General features: G+C 62.3%; 24 protein-coding genes and 2 other RNA genes. 8 read left to right on the top strand and 18 right to left on the bottom strand.

Annotation, left to right across the window (positions count from 1 at the left end; genetic code table 11):
* The first annotated feature begins 51 nt into the window (after window positions 1–51).
* Window positions 52–1,236 carry a pyridoxal phosphate-dependent aminotransferase gene (locus LOZ74_RS02290; protein ID WP_230292712.1) on the top strand — a complete coding sequence of 395 codons (1,185 nt, stop codon included), beginning with the start codon at window positions 52–54 and terminating at the stop codon, window positions 1,234–1,236.
* A 48-nt stretch (window positions 1,237–1,284) separates the two neighbouring features.
* Here the strand turns inward: LOZ74_RS02290 and LOZ74_RS02285 are convergent, their stop codons facing one another.
* From LOZ74_RS02285 to LOZ74_RS02255, 7 genes are all read right to left on the bottom strand, one after another.
* Window positions 1,285–2,148, bottom strand: coding sequence for a class I SAM-dependent methyltransferase (locus LOZ74_RS02285; protein WP_230292711.1), 864 nt, complete (start codon window positions 2,146–2,148; stop codon window positions 1,285–1,287).
* 132 nt (window positions 2,149–2,280) lie between these two features.
* Window positions 2,281–2,562, bottom strand: coding sequence for a hypothetical protein (locus LOZ74_RS02280; RefSeq protein ID WP_230292710.1), 282 nt, complete (start codon window positions 2,560–2,562; stop codon window positions 2,281–2,283).
* Between the two features lie 194 nt (window positions 2,563–2,756).
* Complete coding sequence (locus LOZ74_RS02275; protein ID WP_230292709.1) at window positions 2,757–3,296, bottom strand: NUDIX hydrolase; 540 nt, start codon at window positions 3,294–3,296, stop codon at window positions 2,757–2,759.
* Between the two features lie 8 nt (window positions 3,297–3,304).
* A complete protein-coding gene (locus tag LOZ74_RS02270) occupies window positions 3,305–3,991 on the bottom strand; it encodes a TPM domain-containing protein (protein ID WP_230292708.1) in 687 nt (228 codons plus the stop codon).
* 2 nt (window positions 3,992–3,993) lie between these two features.
* On the bottom strand, window positions 3,994–4,785 hold the full coding sequence (locus LOZ74_RS02265) for a YgcG family protein (protein WP_230292707.1): 792 nt from the start codon (window positions 4,783–4,785) through the stop codon (window positions 3,994–3,996).
* Window positions 4,782–5,294: a TPM domain-containing protein gene (locus tag LOZ74_RS02260; RefSeq protein ID WP_230292706.1), complete on the bottom strand. Its 513-nt coding sequence runs from the start codon at window positions 5,292–5,294 to the stop codon at window positions 4,782–4,784. Before LOZ74_RS02260 ends, LOZ74_RS02265 begins: the two co-directional genes overlap by 4 nt.
* Before the next feature lie 62 nt (window positions 5,295–5,356).
* A complete protein-coding gene (locus tag LOZ74_RS02255) occupies window positions 5,357–5,956 on the bottom strand; it encodes a LemA family protein (RefSeq protein WP_230292705.1) in 600 nt (199 codons plus the stop codon).
* A gap of 224 nt (window positions 5,957–6,180) precedes the next feature.
* On the opposite strand from LOZ74_RS02255, the gene mscL reads away from it, so the two are divergent.
* The 3 genes from mscL (at window position 6,181) to ssrA (ending at window position 7,184) form a co-directional block, all read left to right on the top strand.
* Complete coding sequence (gene mscL, locus LOZ74_RS02250) at window positions 6,181–6,642, top strand: large conductance mechanosensitive channel protein MscL (RefSeq protein WP_230279055.1); 462 nt, start codon at window positions 6,181–6,183, stop codon at window positions 6,640–6,642.
* A gap of 30 nt (window positions 6,643–6,672) precedes the next feature.
* Window positions 6,673–6,804: a hypothetical protein gene (locus LOZ74_RS18215; protein ID WP_255673965.1), complete on the top strand. Its 132-nt coding sequence runs from the start codon at window positions 6,673–6,675 to the stop codon at window positions 6,802–6,804.
* 33 nt (window positions 6,805–6,837) lie between these two features.
* Window positions 6,838–7,184, top strand: a transfer-messenger RNA (tmRNA) gene (gene ssrA / locus LOZ74_RS02245).
* A 67-nt stretch (window positions 7,185–7,251) separates the two neighbouring features.
* Here the strand turns inward: ssrA and LOZ74_RS02240 are convergent.
* The 5 genes from LOZ74_RS02240 to LOZ74_RS02220 form a co-directional block, all read right to left on the bottom strand.
* On the bottom strand, window positions 7,252–8,055 hold the full coding sequence (locus tag LOZ74_RS02240; protein ID WP_230292704.1) for an alpha/beta hydrolase: 804 nt from the start codon (window positions 8,053–8,055) through the stop codon (window positions 7,252–7,254).
* Window positions 8,056–8,423: 368 nt separating this feature from the next.
* An RNA gene (rnpB, locus tag LOZ74_RS02235) (RNase P RNA component class A) lies at window positions 8,424–8,864 on the bottom strand.
* 59 nt (window positions 8,865–8,923) lie between these two features.
* Complete coding sequence (locus tag LOZ74_RS02230) at window positions 8,924–9,613, bottom strand: N-acetylmuramoyl-L-alanine amidase (RefSeq protein WP_230293784.1); 690 nt, start codon at window positions 9,611–9,613, stop codon at window positions 8,924–8,926.
* Window positions 9,614–9,644: 31 nt separating this feature from the next.
* Window positions 9,645–10,301: a histidine phosphotransferase family protein gene (locus tag LOZ74_RS02225; RefSeq protein ID WP_230292703.1), complete on the bottom strand. Its 657-nt coding sequence runs from the start codon at window positions 10,299–10,301 to the stop codon at window positions 9,645–9,647.
* A 111-nt stretch (window positions 10,302–10,412) separates the two neighbouring features.
* Window positions 10,413–10,811: a Mov34/MPN/PAD-1 family protein gene (locus tag LOZ74_RS02220; protein WP_230292702.1), complete on the bottom strand. Its 399-nt coding sequence runs from the start codon at window positions 10,809–10,811 to the stop codon at window positions 10,413–10,415.
* Between the two features lie 35 nt (window positions 10,812–10,846).
* On the opposite strand from LOZ74_RS02220, the gene LOZ74_RS02215 reads away from it, so the two are divergent.
* Together LOZ74_RS02215 and rpoH are read left to right on the top strand one after the other, a co-directional pair.
* Window positions 10,847–11,818 carry an RluA family pseudouridine synthase gene (locus LOZ74_RS02215; protein ID WP_230292701.1) on the top strand — a complete coding sequence of 324 codons (972 nt, stop codon included), beginning with the start codon at window positions 10,847–10,849 and terminating at the stop codon, window positions 11,816–11,818.
* A 118-nt stretch (window positions 11,819–11,936) separates the two neighbouring features.
* Window positions 11,937–12,839, top strand: a complete 903-nt coding sequence (gene rpoH, locus LOZ74_RS02210; RefSeq protein WP_230292700.1) for an RNA polymerase sigma factor RpoH — start codon at window positions 11,937–11,939, stop codon at window positions 12,837–12,839.
* Window positions 12,840–12,867: 28 nt separating this feature from the next.
* Here rpoH and LOZ74_RS02205 read toward each other — a convergent pair whose 3' ends face one another.
* Entirely contained in the window at window positions 12,868–13,728 is an 861-nt protein-coding gene (locus LOZ74_RS02205) for an SDR family NAD(P)-dependent oxidoreductase (RefSeq protein WP_230292699.1), read from the bottom strand.
* Window positions 13,729–13,881: 153 nt separating this feature from the next.
* On the opposite strand from LOZ74_RS02205, the gene mtgA reads away from it, so the two are divergent.
* Window positions 13,882–14,553 (top strand): monofunctional biosynthetic peptidoglycan transglycosylase, encoded by a 672-nt coding sequence (gene mtgA, locus LOZ74_RS02200; RefSeq protein WP_230292698.1) that lies wholly within the window; start codon window positions 13,882–13,884, stop codon window positions 14,551–14,553.
* Between the two features lie 73 nt (window positions 14,554–14,626).
* On the opposite strand, the gene LOZ74_RS02195 is transcribed toward mtgA, so the two are convergent.
* The gene (locus tag LOZ74_RS02195; protein ID WP_230292697.1) at window positions 14,627–17,074 is read right to left on the bottom strand and encodes a TonB-dependent receptor; all 2,448 of its coding nucleotides are present in this window, start codon (window positions 17,072–17,074) and stop codon (window positions 14,627–14,629) included.
* 304 nt (window positions 17,075–17,378) lie between these two features.
* On the opposite strand from LOZ74_RS02195, the gene LOZ74_RS02190 reads away from it, so the two are divergent.
* On the top strand, window positions 17,379–18,347 hold the full coding sequence (locus LOZ74_RS02190; protein ID WP_230292696.1) for a cation diffusion facilitator family transporter: 969 nt from the start codon (window positions 17,379–17,381) through the stop codon (window positions 18,345–18,347).
* On the opposite strand, the gene LOZ74_RS02185 is transcribed toward LOZ74_RS02190, so the two are convergent.
* The 4 genes from LOZ74_RS02185 to LOZ74_RS02170 all read right to left on the bottom strand — a co-directional run bounded on the left by LOZ74_RS02185 (window position 18,335) and on the right by LOZ74_RS02170 (window position 22,412).
* Window positions 18,335–18,973 carry a trans-aconitate 2-methyltransferase gene (locus LOZ74_RS02185; RefSeq protein ID WP_230292695.1) on the bottom strand — a complete coding sequence of 213 codons (639 nt, stop codon included), beginning with the start codon at window positions 18,971–18,973 and terminating at the stop codon, window positions 18,335–18,337. The genes LOZ74_RS02190 and LOZ74_RS02185 overlap by 13 nt on opposite strands.
* 131 nt (window positions 18,974–19,104) lie before the next feature.
* A complete protein-coding gene (clpX, locus tag LOZ74_RS02180) occupies window positions 19,105–20,361 on the bottom strand; it encodes an ATP-dependent Clp protease ATP-binding subunit ClpX (RefSeq protein ID WP_230279064.1) in 1,257 nt (418 codons plus the stop codon).
* Window positions 20,362–20,638: 277 nt separating this feature from the next.
* On the bottom strand, window positions 20,639–21,283 hold the full coding sequence (clpP, locus tag LOZ74_RS02175) for an ATP-dependent Clp endopeptidase proteolytic subunit ClpP (RefSeq protein WP_230279065.1): 645 nt from the start codon (window positions 21,281–21,283) through the stop codon (window positions 20,639–20,641).
* 220 nt (window positions 21,284–21,503) lie between these two features.
* Window positions 21,504–22,412: an intradiol ring-cleavage dioxygenase gene (locus LOZ74_RS02170; protein WP_230292694.1), complete on the bottom strand. Its 909-nt coding sequence runs from the start codon at window positions 22,410–22,412 to the stop codon at window positions 21,504–21,506.
* Window positions 22,413–22,500 lie beyond the last annotated feature (88 nt).

The following is a 22,500-nucleotide window of genomic DNA, read 5'->3' as shown; positions in this document are numbered from 1 at the left end:
GGACGGATGCGTCGGGGCGCGTTGACCACCATCAGGGGAGGGACCTGATCGATGCTGCACGACCAAGACCATGACATGCCAGATACCGAAGCCGCCGAAGAACTGCGGGCGCGCGGCTATAACCGCCGCCAGATCGGGCGCATTGCCATGATGCTGGGCGGGGGCGCCGCCATGGCCAGCTTTGGCCGCCCCGCCGCTGCCCAGCAATCCGGCCCCGCCGTGGTGGGCGCGGTGCGGATCGCGTCGAACGAATGCTGGACCGGCCCGTTCAGCGAAGGGGTCGCCGCTGCCGCCATGCTGGCAAGGGAAGGCAACCGGTACGAACCCGACAACGACCACGCCCGCCTGACCGCCGCCGTCGCCGAGGTAGAGGGCGTGCCCGAAGATCACATTCTTGCATGGCCGGGGTCCAGCGATCCGTTGAACCGTGTCGTGGTCACCTTCTGCTCGCCCGAACGGGGGCTGGTCACTGCCAATCCCAGCTATGAACAAAGCTGGCGCACCAGCGACTGGCTGGGCGTGCCGTTAAAGCGCGTGCCGCTGACGGCGGATTACCGCCACGATGTCAGGGCCATGCTGGCCGCCAATCCGCAGGCGGGGCTTTACTATGTCTGTTCGCCCAACAATCCCACCGGCACCGTTACCCCGCTGGAGGACATCGTCTGGCTGGCCGAGAACAAGCCGAAAGACGCCGTTCTGGTCGTGGACGAGGCCTATATCCATTTTGCGGGCACGCCCAGCGCCGCGCCGCTGGCTGCCAGCCGCGACGATGTGATCGTGCTGCGCACATTTTCCAAGCTGTTCGGCATGGCGGGGATGCGGCTGGGGCTGACCTTTGCGAATCCGGCGCTTTACGAACGCATGATGCGCTATGACGGGCAGCAGGTGACCTTCATGGTGCCGATGACCGCCATCGCCTGCGGCACGGCCAGCCTGAAACTGGCCGACAAGATCGCCGCCCGGCGCGCGGAAATGATCGCGGTGCGCGAAGAGACGCTGGCCCATCTGAAATCGCGCGGCATTCCGACCGTCGGGTCGCAGGCGAATATGTTCATGGCCGATTGGGGCAGCATCGCCGCCCCTGCCCAAATGCAAGAGAAATTCCTGTCGCACGGGGTGCAGATCGGCCGGTCATGGGACGCATGGCCGACGATGAGCCGGATTACGGTCGGTTCGGCAGAGGATATGCAGAAATTCCGCCTCGCCCTCGACAAAATCCTGATGGCTGAGGCCTGATGCCAAACGAGTGGCGCGCCGTCCGTACCGGCGGCGCGCCGGCCCCGATCAGCCTTTTTTCCTGAACAGCAGCGTCATGCGGTCGCTCTCGCCAATGGCCGCGCGTCGGGCACGTTCGGAATCGTCGTCCGCACCGCGATAGCTGGGTGGCAGCGACCAGACGCCGCCTTCCCAATCGGCGGGGTCCTTGGGGTTGGCGTTGACCTCGCCCGCTTTCACCAGCTCGAAACCGTGGCTTTCGACCAGCGCGATAACATCGGCCTGCCGCAGATAACCCTTGCCGCCGGTGACATAATCGTCGGACGCATCGGCCTTTGCGCGGTGCTGGACGATGCCCAGCATGCCGTCATCCTTCAGCAAGGCATGGATGCGGTCCAGCTCTGCGCCGACGCTGCCCCAGCGCTTCAGATTATGCATCTCGCGAAAGATCAGCACGCGGTCCACCGTGCCGTTTCGCGCCTCGCCCAGATCGGCGCTCGACAGGTTTTCGACCGGCGCGCCCGACAGCGCCCATGTCGGGCTCTGTGCGGCGAAATTGCCGACCAGCTTCGAGCTATAGGCCTTGCCCCCTTCGTCCGAGATCAGCGCCGGATCGGGGTTCAAGCCGATATAGCGCCCCTCCGCGCCCAGATAAGGCACCAGAACGCGCGTGTACCAGCCGCTCGACGGCATGAAATCGGCGACGGTCATGCCCGGTTTGACGTCGAAAAACGCCAGGGTTTCAGCCGGATGGCGATATTGGTCGCGCGCCTTGTCCCCGGCGCGGTTTTCCTGCGCCAGTGCGGCCTGCATCGCCATATGGGCAGCATGATCCTGATGCGCGGCATGCCCCTGATGGGCGGAATGGTCCTGCGCCTGCGCGGAAACGGGCACGGCCAATGCAATGGCGGCGGCGAAAAGGGTGAAACGCATCGAACTCTCCTGCAACTCCATGCGGTAAGGGTTAGGCGGCAACAGGGGCCCCGACAATGTCAAACCGGCCCATCAATGAAAAACCGGCCCGAAGCATGCTCCGGACCGGCCTTTCGTCGCATGATGCGATGGTTACATGCCAACCGCGTCCTTGGCGACGCCCTCGGCCTTTTCCTTGGCCATGCTTTCGGCCTTGTCGCGCACGATGGCTTCGGCTTCGTCCATGGTGGTCGGGTCGGCCTCGTCCAGCGCTTCCAGCTCGGCATCGGCTTTCGCTTCGACGGCTTCGCCCATGGCGTCGGCTTCCTCGTTCGCCTCGACCTGATCCTCGGCGGCGTTTTCGGCGGCGCTGTCGCAGGCAGTAGTGGCAAGACCCAGAGCGGCAACGGCCGCAATGCTAACGAATTTCTTCATCGAGAATCCCCTTCTCACTCGAATTGCATGACCCAAGCTTCGGGCATAGGGCCGCTATCCGCACGCGCCAACTCGCGGTTACTTACCAGTTTCGCCGGTAATAATGCCGATGCCGCAGCACACGGAGGCCATTTACTGGGTTCTTGTTATGACAGGCGCATGACTGAACGGCGCCTTTTCCAAGGCCCGACGGCTCAGTTCCCGCGCAGCAGTCCCGCGCCCAGCAGCAACAGCAGCTTGACGTCGATCGCCTTGCCCGCCTGCCGCGCGTCGGCGACGAATTGCTCCAGCCTGTCCAGCGGTACGCGATGCGGGGTGATATCCTCACCGCCGACACCGCCGCCCGCGCCGATTCTGGTCAGCCCCCTGGCCAGCACCAGCGTAAAGCTCTCGCTCACCATGCCGGGCGAGGAATGATATTCGCCCGCATCTTCCAGCACGGCGGCGCGATAGCCGGTTTCCTCTTCCAGTTCGCGCCCCGCGGCTGCCAGCGGGTCTTCGTCGGCCGCGCTGTCATCGTCGCCGATCAGGCCGGCGGGCAATTCGATGCACGGCTTGCCCAAAGGCACGCGATATTGCTCCACCAGCAGCACATGCCCGTCCTCTACCGCCAGGATCACCGCCGCGCGGATCGATCGTGCGCGCGACACATATTCCCAGCGGCCCCGCTGCTTGGCGATGATCCACTTGCCTTCCCATGCGATATGTTCGGGCGCGTCACGGTCCGCGGTCATGCAATATCCTATAACTCGATCAGGCGGTCGGGGATTTCGTTCTCGTCATCCTCGGCGCGGGGGAAATGCTCGGCCAGCACCCTGCCCACATGCTCGACGCCCGACACCATGGCGGCGGCGGTGCGCCCTTCCTTCAACTCGCCCAGCATGTCGATCATCGCCTCGCCCCACACGGCTTCGGGCACGCGATGGGCGATGGCGGCATCGGCCACGATCTCGGCGCGGTGTTCGCGCATCGACAGATAGATCAGGATGCCCGTGCGCCCGTGGGTGCGCCGTTCGGCCCCGACCTTGAAGAACGACACGGCGCGGGCATGCACGCGCTTTGTCTTGATGCGTCCGGGGACGAGGATCAGGCGGAAGGGCCACCATGCCAGCACGATCATCGCGCCCGCGAATTGCAGCGCCGCGAACAGCCCCGCCATCCAGAACAGTTCCGACGGCGTATGTTCCGCGCCCCATTGCCCCGTCAGCGTGTCCCACACGCGCAGGTAGAAATCGGCATTCATCGCCAGCGCCGCCAGCCCGACCAGCGAAGCCGCCGCCGCCCAGCACAGCGCGACATCCAGATAATCGTCCGATTTCTCGGTCAGGATCGTCACGATCTCGCCCGAAGTATGCTGTTCCGCCGCGCTGACGGCGGCCGTCACGCGAAGATGATCCTCTTCGCCCAGGTAGATCGGTTTCTGTGCCATCCTTACCAGCCCCCGCTCGCGCCGCCGCCGCCAAAGCTGCCGCCCCCGCCGGAAAAGCCGCCGCCGCCGCCAAAGCCGCCCCCGAAACCGCCCCCGCCGGAACCGCCGCCCCAATGGTCGTCCCCGCCCCAGATGATCACCGGCCCGCTACCGCGATACCGGTGCCCGCCGCGCAGGCCGCGCAGCAGCGGAATGATGAAGAAGAAAAGGAAGATCAGGAGGAAGATGATTTCGAACATATTGATCCCGTCGCCCTCGCGCTCGCCATCGGCCTGTTGTTCGGCCTGCGCCGCGACTTTCGCTGCCTCTTCGGGGGGAAGCTCCAGCTGTTCGATCACCGCATCGGCGCCCGCGACGATACCGCCCGACATATCGCCCGATTTGAAGCGTGGCAGGATTTGCCGGTTGATGATCAGGAACGACAATCCGTCGGTCAGTACGGGTTCGAGGCCATAGCCGACCTCGATCCGCACCTTGCGTTCATTGGGCGCGACGATCAGCAGGACACCATCGTTGCGCTCTTGATCGCCGATGCCCCATGCACGGCCCAGCCGGTACCCGAAATCGGCAATGTCATACCCTTGCAGGTCGGGCACGGTCGCCACTACGAACTGCCGCTGCGTGCGGCTTTCGAACTCGGCCAGTTTCTGGCCCAGCATCGCTTCTTCCGCGGCGGGTATGATATCGGCCGCATCGACCACGCGGCCCGTCAGCTTGGGGAAATCCTGCGCAAAGGCGGCCGGTGCGGTGCACAGCGCGACCGCAAGCCAGATCAGGGCAAATATCCGTTTCATGTCACATCCGGACCGCCGGCCTTGGCCAGCAGATCCTCGACCCCTTCTATTCCGGTCAGCGCCGCACCCTTGAAATCGCCCGCGCGGGCCAGCGGCTTCATCGCATCGATGATCGCCTGCCGCTGCGCTTCGTTCGGGCGGACGGGCAATCCATGGCCGGTCGACACGCCCACCAGCCCGTCCGAAGGCGACAGGAACACGATCGCCGCATCGTTGCGGCCCGTGCCGCGTTCCCATCCGGCATGGAACCGGCTGGCGTAATGGTTGAAATTCTCGCCCCGCAAACCGCGCGTCGTCATCACAACGATCCTTGCGCCCGTATCGGTGCGCGCCTTGTCGACCCTTTCGCGCAAGGCCCCCGCCTCTTCGGCAGAGAACAGGCCGATCGGGTCGATCACCGGCTCCACCGTCCGCACCGGCAGCGGCGCTTCATCGCCTGCCCCTGCCGTTTCGCCCACATAGCGGAAGGCGCCGCCGCTCCATGGCAGCAAGGCGCCCGCCGTCAGCATGAAGGCCACCGCGAACCAGCGCCAGTGGCGCAGCGGGTGCCGGACGATGTCGCCTGCTGGGGTCAGAGCATCTCACCCAGATCGGGCGCCTGTTCGGCATTGGGCGTCACCGCCTCGAACGGCTGCATCGGCTCTGCCCCATGCACCAGCTTGGCGCCGATGATGTCGGGGAAGGTGCGGATGGTGGTGTTATATTCGCGCACCGCTTCGTTATAATCGCGCACGGCGACATTGATGCGGTTCTCGCTGCCTTCGACCTGGCTTTGCAGCATCTGGTAATTGGTGATGCTCTTCAGATCGGGATAGGCCTCGAAATTGGCAAGCAGACGGCCCAGCCCCTGCGACAAGGCGCCCTGCGCCTGCGCATATTCGGCCATCTTGGCGGCATCGCCCAGATCGTCGGCGCTGACCTGGATGCTCGTCGCCTTGGCGCGCGCCTCGATCACGTCGGTCAGAATGCCGCGCTCCTGCTCGGCCGCGCCCTTGGCGACGGCGGCAAGGTTCGGGATCGCCTGTGCCCGCCGGTCATAGGCGTTCTGCACATCGGCCCAGCGCGCCTTGGCCTCTTCCTCGGCAGTGGGCACGGAATTGATGCCGCATGCGGCCAGCATGCTGGCCAGCGCAGCCGCAAGAACGATGCGCAGCGGATTGGTGATTGCCATGGCGGTCGGTTCCCCATTCTCGGTCGACGAAAGACAGTTGCGGGAATACGGCCATCCGCACCCCCTCTCTCGACAGATACTATAGGGTGCGCCGCGCGCTCAACAAGGGCGGAGCGACCCTGAATTTAAAAGGGGATTCCTACCGGTCGGCCCAGCCCTATTGCCATATGCAGTCCAGCCGTTAACTCTTGCCGCCTTGCAGACAACAGGGGAAACGGCGTCGCATGCTAACCGAATTCAAGAAATTCATCGCCCGTGGCAATGTGCTCGATCTGGCGGTCGGCGTCGTCATCGGCGCGGCTTTCGGCAAGATCACGACCTCGCTGACCGAAAATATCATCATGCCGCTGCTGGGCTGGATTTTCGGCACGATGGACTGGTCGAACCATTTCATCCTGCTCGGCTCCATCCCCGAGGGGTATGAGGGCGATCCCGCCAATTTCGCTGCCCTGAAAGAAGCGGGCGTGCCGATGATCGGCTATGGCGACCTGATCACCCAGATCATCAATTTCCTGCTGATCGCCTTTGCCCTGTTCCTGCTGGTGCGCGGCGCGAACAAGATCATCGAGGAAGCCGAAAAGCAGAAGAAGGAAGCCGAGGCGACGAGCGAGGAAGAAGCGGTCACCACCGATCCCACGCTCGACGTGCTCAAGGAAATCCGCGACCAGCTGGCCGCCAAGGGCTGATACGCTTCGTTCAGGACAGGAGATAGCAGGATGGAAGAGCTTCCCGGCTGGCTTGTAATCGGCTGGGGGCTCTTCGTCCTCGGCATGCTGGTGCAGATCGTCACCAGCCTCGACAAGATCGCCAAGGCGCTGGACCGCAAGGAACCGCCCGAAGGCGAGTAGCTGCGTATCGGACAAGCGCGATTTGTTTCACGCTCACTTCACATTAATATCGGGATCGCTATATGGGGCGTGCCGGTTTCGACCGGCTATGGCGATAAATTGCGGTGTGCAATAGGCACAGCGGACCCGGGGGCAGTACCCGGCGGCTCCACCAAATACACCCGTTGTCGGGGAATTGGTATCAGGGGGCCGAACCAGGATCGACGTGTGTTGAAAGGCACTGTTTTCGCCCGGGCTGAGTAACCCGTTAAAGGCTCAAAACCTACAAGTGCCAACGACAACGAAGCACTCGCTCTCGCTGCGTAATTTTACGGCCTAACGGCCCGAATTTACAAAGCTAAAGCGCGGTTGGACCCACCGGGCAACAGAAGCGGATTCCGGGGGCTCGGGGGCGGGCCTAGCAACAGAATCGCCCCCACTTCCTCCATTTCAGCCGGGCCCGCCCTGCTACCAGCGGACGATCTGGCCGACGGCATCGCCGATCCTTTGCGGCAACGAGCGCGGGCGGCCGGCGTGCCCGAACATCGGTCCCGCCGGTGCCATATCCGCCGGTGCCGAATCTGCCACTACGGCGCGGGGCGCGATGCCGCGTTCGGCCAGCAGTCTTGCGACCAGCCGTGCCTCGGGCGCGGGGCCGTGGGCGCTCATCCTTGCCATGCGCGGATCGCGGGTAATTTCGGCAAGGCGGCTGCCCCAATCGGCTGCCAGCATGCGATGCGAACGGCGCAGTGCGTCCTCTTGCCTAAGGTCAGAGACGAGGAAACTGGGAAAGGGCCATGCCCCGCGCGGACAGCTGCCCAGCCGCGCCAGCACCGGATCGGTGCCGGGGCGGTCGACATCGGGCGGCTCGACCAGCACCGCGCCCAGCACCGGATTGCCGCAGGCGGGACGTTCATATTCCGCCCACCATGCCGCCACGACACAGCCGATGCCATGCGCCACCAGCACCACGGGCCGCCTTGCGCGATAGACGGCAAGGCTGATGCGGTTGACCAGCGTGTTGCGGTGCAAGCTGTCGGATGTGTAGCCGCCGGTTGTTCTGGCACCGGATGTCTGGGCACCGGATTTCGGGGGAGGGGATTTCGGGGGAGGGGATTTTTGGCCGCCATCGATATCGACCGTCCGGTAATCGATGCCGGTCAGTTCCAGCGAGCGCCAGAAATGCCGCCGCCTTTGCCTGCCGCCCGCCAGCACAAGGATCAGCGGCGGGTGCTGCAATGTTTCTGTATCGAGTTCGAGATAATGGGCCATGTCCTGCCCTCCTGTTTCAAGGGGAAGAGTGGCCGTCCAAGTCGTATGGTCCGACAGGCTCCCTATATTCTCGACCAATTCGGTTGAGAATAGCTTTGCGACGAACCGATTGCGCCATGCGACCTGCGCCTTTGGCCGGTCATTGGTCTTCCGGATAAACGGAGCGGCAGGTTTTACTGTCCTACAGCGCGGGTCGGGCCTAGGCATGCGGGGCGCTTCGACAGCGGGCGCGACGCTCCTTGAAACGGTCGATTTCGCGCACAACTGTCACCGTCAACCGACAGGGCAAAACCCGCGCAATCCTGCGGCTTTCGGGCGGGTGACAGGTTTGTAGGACATGTCACCTTTGTCACCCTGATCGGGCCGGATACGTCGGGGAGCCTGTAAGCCGGGTTCTGTCATGCGAGCGGTATGTGTTTCAACACCAGCCCCGCAAGGGCAGCCATTCATCTCGGCCCTGCGTTGCCGCAGGGCTCCAGCAACCAACCCGGGCGATCACGGGGCGAAACACCCCTGCCCTGACCTTGCGGCCGGGCGCGCCGCCCCTATTCGGTCTTGCTCCGGATGGGGTTTGCCATGCGGACCGCGTTGCCGCGTCCCCGGTGCGCTCTTACCGCACCCTTTCACCCTTGCCTGTGCCGGTTACGGCCATCGGCGGATTGCTCTCTGTGGCACTTTCCCTCGGCTTCGGACGTTCCGGCCTGAACCGTCGTATCCCCGCCGGGCGGGCGTTACCCGCCATCCTTGTTTCGTGGAGCCCGGACTTTCCTCGACGAAGCGAACTTCGACGCGGCTGCCCGGCCCCCCGACGCGCTGGCTTGATAGCGCGAAACACATGGCTGACAAGTGAATTAAGCGGCGCCGCGGCCTAGCGCGTGACGCCGCGGTCGCGGTCGAGCAGCAAGGCGAACAGCATGGCGCGAATCTCGCCATCGACCTCGCCGTCGATACATTCGGGGCGAAACCGCCGCTGGAACGCGCGCACCGCCGCATGGCCATCGGAAATGTCATAGCCGAACCGTTCCAGCGCCAGAAAGAACGCCCCGTCATTTTCGAACGGATCGCCCAGCCGTATATCGGGACGCGGCAGCGCCAGCCGGTGCTTCGCAAGCCGTGCCCAGTCGAACAATTCGCCGGGGTCTACCTTGCGCTGCGGGGCCACATCGGAATGGCCCACCACATTCGCCCGCGGAATATCGTGCCGCTTCACGATATCGGCCAGCAGGATGCACAGCGTTTCCATCTGCGGATCGGTAAAGGGCTCATAGCCCCATGTGTGGCCGGGATTGTCCATCTCGATCCCGATGCTGGCCGAATTCACATCGGTATGGCCGCGCCAGTACGATTTGCCCGCATGCCACGCGCGCTTGTCCTCATCCACCAGCCGCACCAGCTCGCCCGTGCGCGTGATGCAGTAATGGGCGCTGACTTCCGCCTCGGGGTCGCACATGCGGGCGATCGCCTCTTCGACATCGGGCATGTCGGTATAATGCATGACCACCATGCTGACGGGCAGCTTGCGGACATTGAAATTGGGCGAAGGGCAATCGCGGACCATCGGCAGCCCGTCGCCCGGTTTTGCGCCCTTTTCAGCCACAGGGCAAAATGGCGCCCAGCACCAGCGCCCCGCCCGCGCCTTCTGCCAGGGTCAGCGCGTGCTGCACCCCGCCGCCGCATTCCTGCGCCAACAGGCGGACCAGCATGGCAGGGGCGGTATGGGCCGACAGATCATCCATTGCGATCCCGCCTTCCAGCGCGCGGCCGATATCCTTGTCGAATGCGATCCGCATCCCTTCTGCCCGGACGGCGATTTCATAGCTTCCCTCGCGCTCTTCCGCCGCGATGGCCAGCGTTCCGCCGCGCGGCAGGGCATCGATGCCGATCAGCGCATAGTTCAAAAGCACCTTGGCCGCCGACTTGGACAATTCGGCCACGGATACGGCCCATTGCACGTCGATATCGCGCCCCTCGGCCGCTTGCGCGCGGACCAGCTCCTCGATCTCCGCCGCGGGAAGCTGCGCGTCAAAGCCGCCAGCCGCGCCGAACGCCAGCCGGAAAAAGCGCAGCCGCGTCGCCGTTCGCCGCGCACCTTGCGCCAACAGATCGATGCATTGTTCGCGCATTTTCGGGTCGGTTTCGTCGACCAGCAATTCGATGCCATTCGCCATGCCGCCAACGGGCGACAACAGGTCGTGACACAGGCGCGATGCGATCAGGCTGGCAAGCTGGATGGAATCCGTAGACATTACAAAGGTTCAGCGCTTCCTATTGGCTATACCCCCGCCATAACCCGATTGTCGGGGGCAAGAAAGCGCCATGCCCCACATTCCACGGCGAATAGCGGCTTTTCGGGCCGGTCAGGGCAGGATTTGCGGCACCAGCGGCATAAAACCCGCCACGTCGCTGACGAACCAGCCGATCGCGCCATCGGGCGTAGCGATGGCCCAGACCCGCCCGTCGCGCGCCGCCTGCGCCCGATCGGTGGCGGACGGTTCGGGCAGACCGGTGGGATGCGAATGGAAAAAGCCGATCAACCGTTTGCCGCCGGCCCTTTCAACCTTGTGCGCGGCGATCAGGGCCGCGGGATCGATCTCGAAATGGCGGGCGGGGTCGGGGGCGACATTGGCGGTCGGGCGAAAGGCATCGATATGGCCGCCCTGCCCCAGCAACAATCCGCATGCCTCGTCCGGCACAGCCATGCCGGCGGCAGCGGTCATCGCGTCGATCACGGTTCTTGTCACGGAAAGGTCCAGCACCCATCTTCCATAGCATGGGGGGCAAGCCAATCACCATGGCCGACGACGATCTGGCGGACGGCGACGATGCCGAACGGATCGAAGGCACGGTCCCGCCGGGCGAAAGGCTGGACAAGGCGCTCAGCCATGCCAGCGGATTGTCGCGCGAAAGGATCAAGGCGCTGATCGCGGATGGCGCGATCATGCTGAACGGCAAGGCGGTCACATCGGGGTCGGCCAAAGCCGCCAGCGAAAGCCCCTTTGCGATCGTCGTCCCTGCCCCCGCGCCCGCACAGGCGGTCCCGCAGGACATCCCGCTCAACGTGGTTTTCGAGGATGAGCATCTGATCATCGTCGACAAGCCCGCGGGTATGGTCGTCCACCCTGCGGCGGGCAATCCAGACGGCACTTTGGTCAATGCGCTGCTGCACCATTGCGCAGGGCAATTATCGGGTATCGGCGGCGTGGCCCGCCCCGGCATCGTGCACCGGATCGACAAGGATACATCGGGCTTGCTGGTCGCTGCGAAAACCGATCTGGCGCATGAGGGGTTGGCGCGGCAATTTGCCGACCATTCGATCGACCGCGCCTATCGCGCCGTGGTCAGGGGACAGCCCATTCCCGCTGCAGGCACGATCGAGGGACGAATCGGGCGCAGTAGCAAGGACCGCAAGAAAATGGCGGTTCTGGATGACAATGATACGCGCGGAAAACATGCGATTACGCATTTCCGGACAATGAAACTTTTGACGGGTGCGACTTTGGTCGAATGCACGCTGGAAACAGGGCGCACCCACCAGATCCGCGTTCACATGTCGTCAATCGGTCATGCGCTAATAGGAGACCCTGTCTATGGGCGCTCCGATTCCCGATTTCGACCGATTCTCAATCGGCTATCCTTTCACCGTCAGGCCCTTCATGCGGCCATGCTGGGATTCACCCATCCCGCAAGCGACAAACGGATACAATTTTACAGCGAGATTCCGCACGACATGGCGGAACTGATCGATACACTCGCTCGTAGATAGTGAGAATTTAGGCGGGAAATTCGGGGAAAATACGCCTATAAGAAGATTGTGGTCAGGATTGGGGATGCCCGATTGGGGTCCCACGACTCTGATCGACGCAAGGAAAGGTTTCGCAGACGTGACGAACACAAAACCAACCGTTCCGGCCCTTGGCGGCGAACAAAGCCTCAACCGCTACCTGTCGGAAATCAAGAAATTCCCGGTGCTTACGGCTGAGCAGGAATATATGCTCGCCAAGCGCTATGCCGAGCATGAAGACCCTGAGGCAGCGGCCCAGCTGGTCACCAGCCATCTGCGACTCGTGGCGAAAATCGCCATGGGCTATCGCGGCTATGGCCTGCCCGTGTCCGACCTGATCTCCGAAGGCAATGTCGGCTTGATGCAGGGCGTGAAGAAGTTCGAGCCCGATCGCGGCTTCCGCCTCGCCACCTATGCGATGTGGTGGATCAAGGCCTCTATTCAAGAGTTCATCCTGCGGTCCTGGTCGCTGGTCAAGATGGGTACGACCGCGGCGCAAAAGAAGCTTTTCTTCAACCTGCGCCGGATGAAGAAGAACCTCGAAGCCTATGAGGATTCCGATCTTCACCCCGACGACGTGGCCAAGATCGCAACCGACCTCGGCGTGCCCGAGCAGGAAGTGATCAATATGAACCGGCGCATGATGATGGGCGGCGATGCGTCGCTCAACGTCTCCATGCGCGCGGACGAGGAAGGGTCGGGCCAGTGGCAGGACTGGCTGACCGACGATCGCCCTCTGCAGGACGAAACGGTCGCCGACGCGGAAGAAAAACAGGTCCGTCACGACATGCTGGTCGAGGCGATGGACGTGCTCAACGACCGCGAGAAGCACATTCTGACCGAACGTCGCCTGACCGACGATCCGCAAACGCTGGAAGAGCTTTCGCAGGTCTATGATGTCAGCCGCGAACGCATCCGTCAGATCGAGGTGCGCGCTTTCGAGAAGATCCAGAAGGCGATGAACCGCATTCTGGAAGACCGCATGAGTCCCGCACTGGCCTGATTCTAAAAGCCCCCGTTACTGCGGGGACTCAACCGGAAACCTTCGCCAGCAGTTTTTCGCTGGCTTCCCAGAACCGGTCGGGCAGGCCATCCTGCTCGACCACGGGATTCGGTTTGCGCGGTTGGCAGTCCGACCAATAGCCCCCGTTGCATTCGCCCGCTTCGGGCGAAATCGCCAACCAGACCAGAGTTTCGGCACCCTGTTCCGGTGTGATCTTGGCCATCGCGTCTGTATGGCGGCGCGTTTCCGCCGGAACATGGGTAAAGAAATTGCTGTCGACCGTGCCCGGGTGAAAGGCATGCGCCATGATCCCGTCTTCCCCCCAACGCTGCGCCAAAGCGCGGGCGAACAGCACATTGGCCAGCTTTCCGGTGCAATAGGCTTTCCCGGGACTCCAGCCGGACAGGCTTTGCAAATCGTCGCAGTCGATGCCGGGGATCATTTCCGACCCGTCCGACGACGTCATCACCACCCTCGCCCCGCCATCCTTGACCGCGGCAAGCAGAAGAGGTTGCAACCGTTGGGTCAGCCGGAACGGACCGAGATGATTGGCGGCAAAATTCTCTTCCAGCCCTTCGGCAGTCATGCGCTGCGCGTCGGCCATACCGCCCGCATTATTCGCCAGTAGGTTTACGTGGTCGGTCAATCCGCCGATCGCCGCCGCCAGACGGTCGGCTTCGGCCATTAGGGACAGATCGCCCTGCAGCATGGTGATATCCCCATCGGGCATTCTGCTGCGTAACATGTCCTGCGCCGCAGCGGTGCGCACGGGATCGCGGCCCACGCCGATGACGCGCCATCCCCGCCGCAGCAAAGCCTCTGCCGCGGCCAGCCCGATGCCCGAGCTTGCACCGGTAATGACCGCCGTTTTGACCTGACTGCCTTGCATCGCTCGCTCCCGCTTGTTCCTGTTATGGGGCAGGCAGCCTAGCGAAGCGGCGGCGCAGGCAAAGGCCGAATGGCAACGCACCCGCGATGATCCGACACGGCAACAATGGCAGAACCGTTTTGCACCGGGCAAAGCTGCGCTAGATGCAGCATCATGATCCGACGCATCACATTCTTCATCGTCAAGCTGATACTCGCTCTTGTCGTACTCAGCCTCCTCCTCACCCTGATGTTCCGTTTTGTGCCCGTGCCGGTCACCGCCACCATGGTCATGGACGAGAACGGCATCACCAAGGACTGGGAGCCGTTGGAGAATATCGACCGCAATCTGGTCCGCGCCGTGATCGCGGCAGAGGATTCAAAGTTCTGCACCCACGACGGTTTCGATGCCGAAGCCATCGCCAGCGCCATGGCGCGCAATGCGCAGGGAGGCCGTATCCGTGGCGGCTCCACCATCAGCCAGCAAACCGCGAAGAACGTCTTCCTGTGGCAGGGCGGCGGCTATTTCCGCAAAGGTCTGGAAGCCTGGTTCACGCTTTTGATCGAGAATATCTGGGGCAAACGCCGGATCATGGAAGTCTATCTGAATGTCGCGGAAACCGGCATCGGCACATACGGTGCAGAGGCCGGATCGCAGCGCTATTTCAAGCATTCCGCCGAAACGCTGAGCCGCAGCGAGGCCGCGCGCATGGCCGCTGCCCTGCCACTGCCCAAGGAGCGTGCCGTGGTAAGCCCGTCGGGCTGGCTGCGTCGCCACGGCAATACGATCGCATCGCGGATCAATGTGGTGGCGAACGAAGGGCTGGATGGCTGCGTTTACGAATAGGGGAAAAACGCAAAGCGGCGGCGCTTCCGTAGAAGCGCCGCCGCCCTGTTCTACGCCGTTCGGCTGTTGAGGCTTAGAAGCCCCAGATCAGCGAAGCGGTGAAGGCGCGCGGCGCGCCAATGTTCACATATTCACCCGAGGTGGTCAGGCCGGTCGGAGCCGAACCGATATACACCTCGTCGAAGATGTTGGTCACGTTGAACTGCACATAGCTTTCCTCCAGTGCCTCCGCGAAGTGACCCAGCGCCAGGCGCAGGTCGAGGTCGGCAGTGGTATAGCCGGGCAGCTTGATGGTGTTGATGTCGTTCAGGTAACGCGAACCCGTCCGCTTCACCTGCGCACCCAGTTCGACCGGACCCAGCGTACCCTGCACGCGACCACCGATCATATAGTCGGGCGCACCTGCCTCACGCATACCGGAAGTTGCGGCAAATTCTGTGGCACTCGTCTGCACATCGTCTTTAATCTCGGATTCGAGATACGAGCCCCAGACATAGAACAGCAGGTCGCTGATCGGACGATAGGCGATGCTGCCGTCGATACCGTATTTCTCGACCTTGCCGAGGTTACGGGTGATCGTGCAATCGCATTCCAGATTGTATGCCGATGCCAAACGGTTCTGGTAGCCATTAAACCAGCCGGTCAGCTGCGCTTGGATGTTGCGGTTCTGCCAGCGAAGGCCAAGATCGAACGAATCCGACGTTTCCGGATCGGGCTCAAGATCAGCGAAGATAGCACCATACAGCGCATCCGTGCCGGGAACGGAGATGTTCTTGGCATAGCTGGCGAAGATGTTGAAATCATTCGTGATATTGAAGGTCGCGCCGACATTCGGCAGGAATTTGCTGTAGTCTACAGTACGCGACGTCGGGCCGACATAGGTCGGGTTCGCAACAAGATAATCGTCAATCGCGTCGGCACCGTTGATGCAGTTCACATTGCCACCCGAGTCGGTGGTAACGCAATACTGGTTTAGCTCGCGCTTGAAGAACGGCACGCGGGCACCCAGCAGGACGGTCAGCGCATCGTCGAAGAATTCGCCACGATATTCGCCCGAAATCTGGTGAAGTTCCGCAATTGACTTACGGTCGCGCTTGTTGACCTCAATGCCGTTCGCATCAAGGATCGGATCGTTGACGGGGAAAACGTCATAGGGCTCGGCATTGCGATAGAGGTAGCCGAGTTGTCCAGTCTGACGGTGACGGGCACGGTCATAAGTATAGGCGACGCGCACGCGGTTGAAGTCGTTCAGTTCCCAAGCGAGGTTGGCGATCACGCCATACCGGTGCGTCTGGGTCTGGCTCGGCGAAAGTGCGCGGACCGCATCGAGCAGATCGCCATCACCGTTCAGATCGATGCCAGTATAATAACGGCCACCTATAACGCCAAAAATGCCGCCACCATTCGAACCGTCGACGTCAAGGTCGCCCTGCCCATACTCATAGGCAGTGGACGTGCCACCGCCATTGGCTTTTACATACTGGTAGAAAGGATCGACAGTCAGGACCAGCGGATCAGCCAGCGTGAAACGCGAATTGATGCGCACGTTGCCGGTATTCGAAGGATTATAGCGGCGCTCGAACGGGCTGCCGCAGCTGTTAGTCGTATCTGCTACGCCAGCTTCGGGTTCGTCGGTCTGGCAGGGCGTGCCGTCATACAGATCGTAAAAGCGGTCTTCCGGATTCTGAATCGGGCTGGGTTCACCAGTGTAACGGAAAGGCGAACCGTTGAAGTTGTTGCGGTTCTCGTTGTAGTGGCCCGCCACCGCAACGAAATCGCCATTGTCACCGAACGGCTGGAAGATTTTGCCGTTATACTGCTGCTTGTCGACGCCGCCGTAATTCGAGAACGTGGAATCGTTCTGCGTCTTGGAAGCGGTGAAGTAAGCCTTCAGACCGCCCGCCGTCAGTTCGCCGGTCTCGACCTTGGCGAAGACGCGATACATCATGCGGTCGCCCGGATCGCCGCGCGAGATGATGTTGCCATAGGTCAGCGCAGTCATGATGCCGAAATCGTCGTCGGGCGTCTTTGTGCGGATGTTGACGGTGCCGCCCGCTGCCGAAGCGGTCGGGCTGTCGACATCGGTCGAACCCAGGCTGACGGTCGCGCTCTCGATGATCTCGGGATCGATCATCTGGTTGGTGTAAAGGGCGTAGTTACCCGAATCGTTCAGCGGAATACCGTCGAGCGTCTGCGAGATGCGGTCAGACGAGAAGCCGCGAATGGTGAAGCTGCCACCCAGCGAACCGAACGGATCGTTGTTGGTGAAGCTGACACCGGGGACCAGGTTCAGCGTATCGTTGATCGTCTGGCCGGGCACCTGGCGCAGGATCAGTTCGGAATCGAGCTGCACCTTGGCCTTGGGCGTGTCGGGAATTTCGACACCGCCGACATCGGTCGACAGAGCGCCGGTAACGATAATCTCGTCTTCGAAGTCGATCGAGCCGGTCGACTGTGCGTGCGCGGCGGCAGGCACTGCCACTGCGATGATCGCGGTGCTGCGAAGAAGCAATTTCTTCATGGCTGAATTGGTCCCTGAATGGTTTTGCGAACGGCAGGCCGCTTGGAAATTCGCGCCCTTGCTGCGCCGCGCCATAAGCGGAGAATTATGACGAGCAAGTGACAACAGAAACCGGTTTCGCTGACTTCCTTTTGTCACAGGCTCGCAAATCCGCAGTTTTCCTTGATCTTCAAGGCGTTTCAGGCGCGCGCAATTAAATGCCGGGGACTGACAGATAGGTCAGTTCATTGTGCACTGCGGCATTTTTGCAACGATTATCACAAGCCACTTTCGCCTTGCGCATAAGCCGTTAAGAATCGTCGGCATGGGTTTCGCGCATCATCATTCACACGATCATCACCATGGACATTCGCACGGGCATGGGCACGGGCATGGGCACGGCCATTCGCACAGCCATGCTCCCGCCAGTTTCGACCGAGCCTTTGCGATCGGCATTGCACTCAACACCGTGTTCGTCGCTCTGGAGGCGGGGGCCGGTTTCTGGTTCGGGTCGATGGCGCTGGTGGCCGATGCGGGGCACAATCTGTCGGATGTGCTGTCGCTGCTGATCGCCTGGGGCGCCAGCGCAGCGGCCCGCAGACCTCCATCGGAACGCTTTACCTATGGCCTCAAGTCCAGCTCGATCCTTGCCGCCATGGCCAATGCGGCGCTGCTGCTGGTCGCGCTCGGGGCTATCGCGATAGAGACCGTACGACGGCTGTTCGATCCCGCTCCGGTCGAACCGGGCGCGGTCATGATCGTGGCGGGCATCGGGATCGTCATCAATACGGTAACCGCCCTGCTGTTCATTCGCGGCAAGGACGACGATCTGAACATACGCGGCGCCTATCTGCATATGGCCGCCGATGCGGCCGTTTCGGCAGGCGTGGTGATCGCAGGGCTGCTGATCGCGCTGACGGGGCTGAACTGGATCGATCCGGTGGCGGGACTGGCCATCGTGGCGATCATCGCGGTCGGTACGTGGGGGCTTTTGAAGGATTCGGTGAAGATGGGCCTGCTGGCCGTCCCCGACGGGATCGACATGGCCCAGGTGCGCAGCGTGCTGGAAAGCGAAGCGGGCGTTGCCGCCGTCCACGATCTGCACGTCTGGCCGATGAGCACGACGGAAAATGCTCTGACGGCCCATCTCGTCATGCCGGGCGGCCATCCGGGCGACGAAGTGCTCGACGCGCTGGCCCACAGGCTGGAGCATGATCATGGCATCGGCCATGTTACCTTGCAGGTCGAAACGGGCCATGCCGGTTGCCGGTTGGCCAGCGATCACATCGTCTGACGCTTGCGATATAGCACTGCTCTCTCGCTGATAGTGTCGATGCGGCGATCGTCGGGGCCGTACAGCAAGGTCATCGGGTCATGGTCCGCCATGGTGAAGCGATCGGCTTCATAGGCGGCAGCAACCGCGCAATCGGCAAAGCGGAAATGGCTGTGCCAGATCGCCAGCCATCCGCCTGGCGCCAGTACCCTGTCCAAACGCGCAACGCCCGCCGCAAACCGCGCGAAGGGCATGATCGCGGTGCAGGTCGCAGGCGCGTCATCCTCCAGCGATCCGTGGCGAAATACGGCCATTGCCAGAATGGCGTCGAATGTCTCGTCCGGATCTGGCGCATCGGCAATGCGATAGGAAGACAGCGGGTGCCCGTCCCGCTGGCGCGCCTTGCCGATGGCCAGCCTGTTCGGATCCAATCCCACGATCTCGGCGTGCGGCAGATGGCGACGCAGGCTGCGTACTTCCTCACCCGAAGCGCAACCGTAAGAGAGAACGCGCGGCCTTTCCATGCCGTCCAGCTTGCGGGCCAGTTCGGCGAACAGCAGCGGATAACGGTCTTCCCCCGTGGTCGGAAAGGGCTGAAAGAGGTCGATCGACGGATCGTTCATCAACCGGTGCTTTTCGCGCCGCACGGGGTCTAGCCGGCGCATGATCGCACGCGCGCAGGGGGCCAGAATCGGGATCGCCCCAAGAAAAGCGCGGCCACGACCGGTCAAATGGTCGGGCCGCGCCAATTCTTGTCCGCCAATGCTCGCCTACGCGATTAGGCGGCCGCTTCCTTGCCCTTCAGAACCTGCACAGGCTCCTTCCGGCCATCGACGACGTCCTTGTCGACCACCACTTCAGAAACGCCTTCCAGCGTGGGCAGATCGAACATGGTGTCGAGCAGGATCGCCTCGACAATCGAACGCAGACCGCGTGCACCGGTCTTGCGCTGGATCGCCTTTGCGGCAATCGCTTCAAGTGCATCGTCGGTGAAGGTCAGTTGCACATCCTCAAGCTCGAACAGCTTCTGGTACTGCTTGACCAGCGCGTTCTTGGGCTCTTTCAGGATTTTGACCAACGCCTCGACATCAAGGTCTTCCAGCGTGGCGATCACCGGCAGACGGCCGACGAATTCCGGGATCAGCCCGAATTTCAGAAGGTCTTCCGGCTCTGCCTTCGACAGCAGTTCGCCCACCTTGCGCTTTTCGGGATCGGCGACATGCGCGCCGAAGCCGATCGAACGCTTTTGCAGACGGTCGGAAATCAGCTTTTCCAGACCCGCGAAAGCGCCGCCGCAAATGAACAGGATGTTCGTCGTGTCGACCTGCAGGAATTCCTGCTGCGGATGCTTGCGCCCACCCTGCGGCGGAACGCTGGCAGTGGTGCCTTCCATCAGCTTCAGCAAAGCCTGCTGCACGCCCTCGCCCGATACGTCGCGCGTGATCGAGGGGTTTTCGGCCTTGCGCGTGATCTTGTCGATCTCGTCGATATAGACGATGCCGTGCTGCGCCTTCTCGACATTATAGTCGGATGACTGGAGCAGCTTGAGGATGATGTTCTCCACATCCTCACCCACGTAACCGGCTTCGGTCAGCGTCGTCGCGTCGGCCATGGTGAAGGGCACGTCGAAAGTGCGCGCCAGCGTCTGGGCCAGCAGCGTCTTGCCCGAACCGGTCGGACCGACCAGCAGGATGTTCGACTTCGCCAGTTCGACGTCGCTCGACTTCCCCGAATGGCGCAGCCGCTTGTAATGGTTGTGCACCGCGACGGAAAGCACGCGCTTCGCCCGGTCCTGACCGATCACGTAATCGTTCAGTGTCTCGAAAATCTCGATCGGAGGGGGAACGCCTGCATCTTTCTTGCCCGCGATGCCTGCCTTCGTTTCCTCGCGGATGATGTCGTTGCAAAGCTCGACACATTCGTCGCAGATGAAAACGGTGGGTCCGGCGATCAGCTTGCGCACCTCGTGCTGCGACTTCCCGCAGAAGCTGCAGTACAAAGTGCTCTTGCTGTCCGATCCGCTAACTTTGGTCATAAAAGTCTCGTAAAACGCCCGCAGATTCGGGCCAAACTCAAACTTACGCGGCTGTCACAGAGAATCAACCGCAGGCGCACAACACACCCGGCCATACAGTGCATAATTGCAACGCTCTGTATATCCGATTAAAGAGTCAATGCGCATAGCGAAAATGCTAAGCCGGGCGGGCATCGCATGCCCCTTTCGGGCCGGAATGCGACTGCGCCGCATATGCCCGAGAGCAACGGGATGGCCGGCAGGCATGCTGCGCCCGCCGGCCACCCGTCAAGCGATATCAGGCTTCGCCGCCCGCCGCGTCGGCGCGCGACACGAATACCTTGTCGACGATACCGAATTCCTTGGCTTCCTCTGCCTCGAGGAAGGTGTCGCGATCCATCGCACGCTCGATCTCTTCCAGCGGCTTGCCGGTGTATTTCACGTAAAGCTCGTTCATCCGGCGACGGATGCGCAGGATTTCGCGGGCCTGGATCTCAATATCCGATGCCATGCCCTGCGCGCCGCCCGAGGGCTGGTGCACCATGACGCGGGCACTGGGAAGCGCGATGCGCATGCCCGGTTCGCCTGCAGCCAGCAAGAAGCTGCCCATCGACGCCGCCTGACCGATACAAACGGTCGATACGCGCGGCTTGATATATTGCATCGTGTCATGGATCGCCATGCCCGCCGTGACGACGCCGCCCGGCGAGTTGATATACATCGAGATATCCTTGGTGCTGTCTTCCGATTCAAGGAAGAGCAGCTGCGCCACGATAAGCGATGCCATATGGTCTTCGACCTGTCCGGTTACGAAGACGATGCGTTCGCGCAAAAGGCGCGAGAAAATGTCGAAGCTGCGTTCGCCGCGGCTGGTCTGTTCGACGACCACGGGCACGAGCGCGCCGGTTTCGGGGTCGATCCGCATGTTCCCGATCTGATTCATGAAATCCTCTGTGCAATCTGGACCGCCTATGTCGGGCCTTGCCTGCACATGTTCAACCCCGTTTACCGCACCCTCCACCGCATGCTGCATCCCTTGGGCGATTCGGCCCCATATCAGGACAGATCAGGGGCCGCTGACGCGCCGTTCGGCACAGGAAGAACGCGGCGGAGGGTGCGGGCAGACCGGCACCGCTTCCCGAGTGTGAGAAGTTGTGGCTTCCTCAGGTCGCGATACCGACTGTCACTTCGGCCGTAAAACCCGCCGTTACCGATCCGCTGGCGCTGGCGGTCATCGCTTCCATCTGGTCGGTGGTGTTGTCGCCGAACACATTGTCGCCGCCGATCGATTCGCCCGCATAATTCGACTGGCTGCTGGCATAGGCCTGCGTCGCATAGACCGTCTGATTGGCGTCATCGGGCATGGCAATCTGCGATATCAACACGGCATAACGCCCGCTGGTTGCGTTATCGATCGAGGAATAGACCTCGAAATGAATATGCGGGAAGCGCCCGTTATAACAGCCGGGCCAGATCGTGGTGAAGGTTACCTCGCCGTTTTCATCGGCGACCTGCACACCGCGCAGCCAGCTTTCGTTCGGCTGGTCGTAAAGCGAGTAATCGCCTTCTACGTCGCAGTGCCACAGATAGACGGCATAGCCTTCCAATGCGCCGCAGCTGTCGTTCACATCGGCCAGACGCAGCGTGATCGTCAGCTCTATTCCCTCGGCCACGGTCGTCGATCCGCCCAGAAAGCTGGAGCGGATATCGCTGCGGACCACACCGCTTTCGACCAGGACATTCGAGCTTAAGCCGCGCGAACTATTGGTGCCATCGGCGGGATAGGGGCCGTTGGTCTCGCTCGCAAAGGCGGTGCAGCTGCCCGACGAACTGCCGGTGGCGGTCGATCCGGTCGTTCCAGTGCCCGATCCCGACCCGGACGCGGCCGTCCCGCTATCGCTGACGGTGACATTGCTGTCACTGGTCGCGGATGCTTCCGATCCGCCGCATCCCGCCAGCACCAATGCGCCACCGCCCGCACCGATCAGGCCCAGCGCCCGCCGTCTGCCCAATCTGATCCTTTCGATCTCGATCAGATCGGCCCGTAGCCCCGCGTCATGTTGCTCGCTCATCTTCAAACCCGTTCAGCATAGCCGGTCCATCCGGCATCGGGTCCGCTCTGGATCGAATATTCGCGGTCAATCAATAGTGCGACGGGCC

It is taken from the genome of Croceicoccus sp. Ery5 (genome assembly GCF_020985325.1).
GTDB lineage: Bacteria > Pseudomonadota > Alphaproteobacteria > Sphingomonadales > Sphingomonadaceae > Croceicoccus.
Note: the sequence above shows the minus strand (reverse complement) of the source record. Positions and strands in the feature narration are given on the sequence as shown.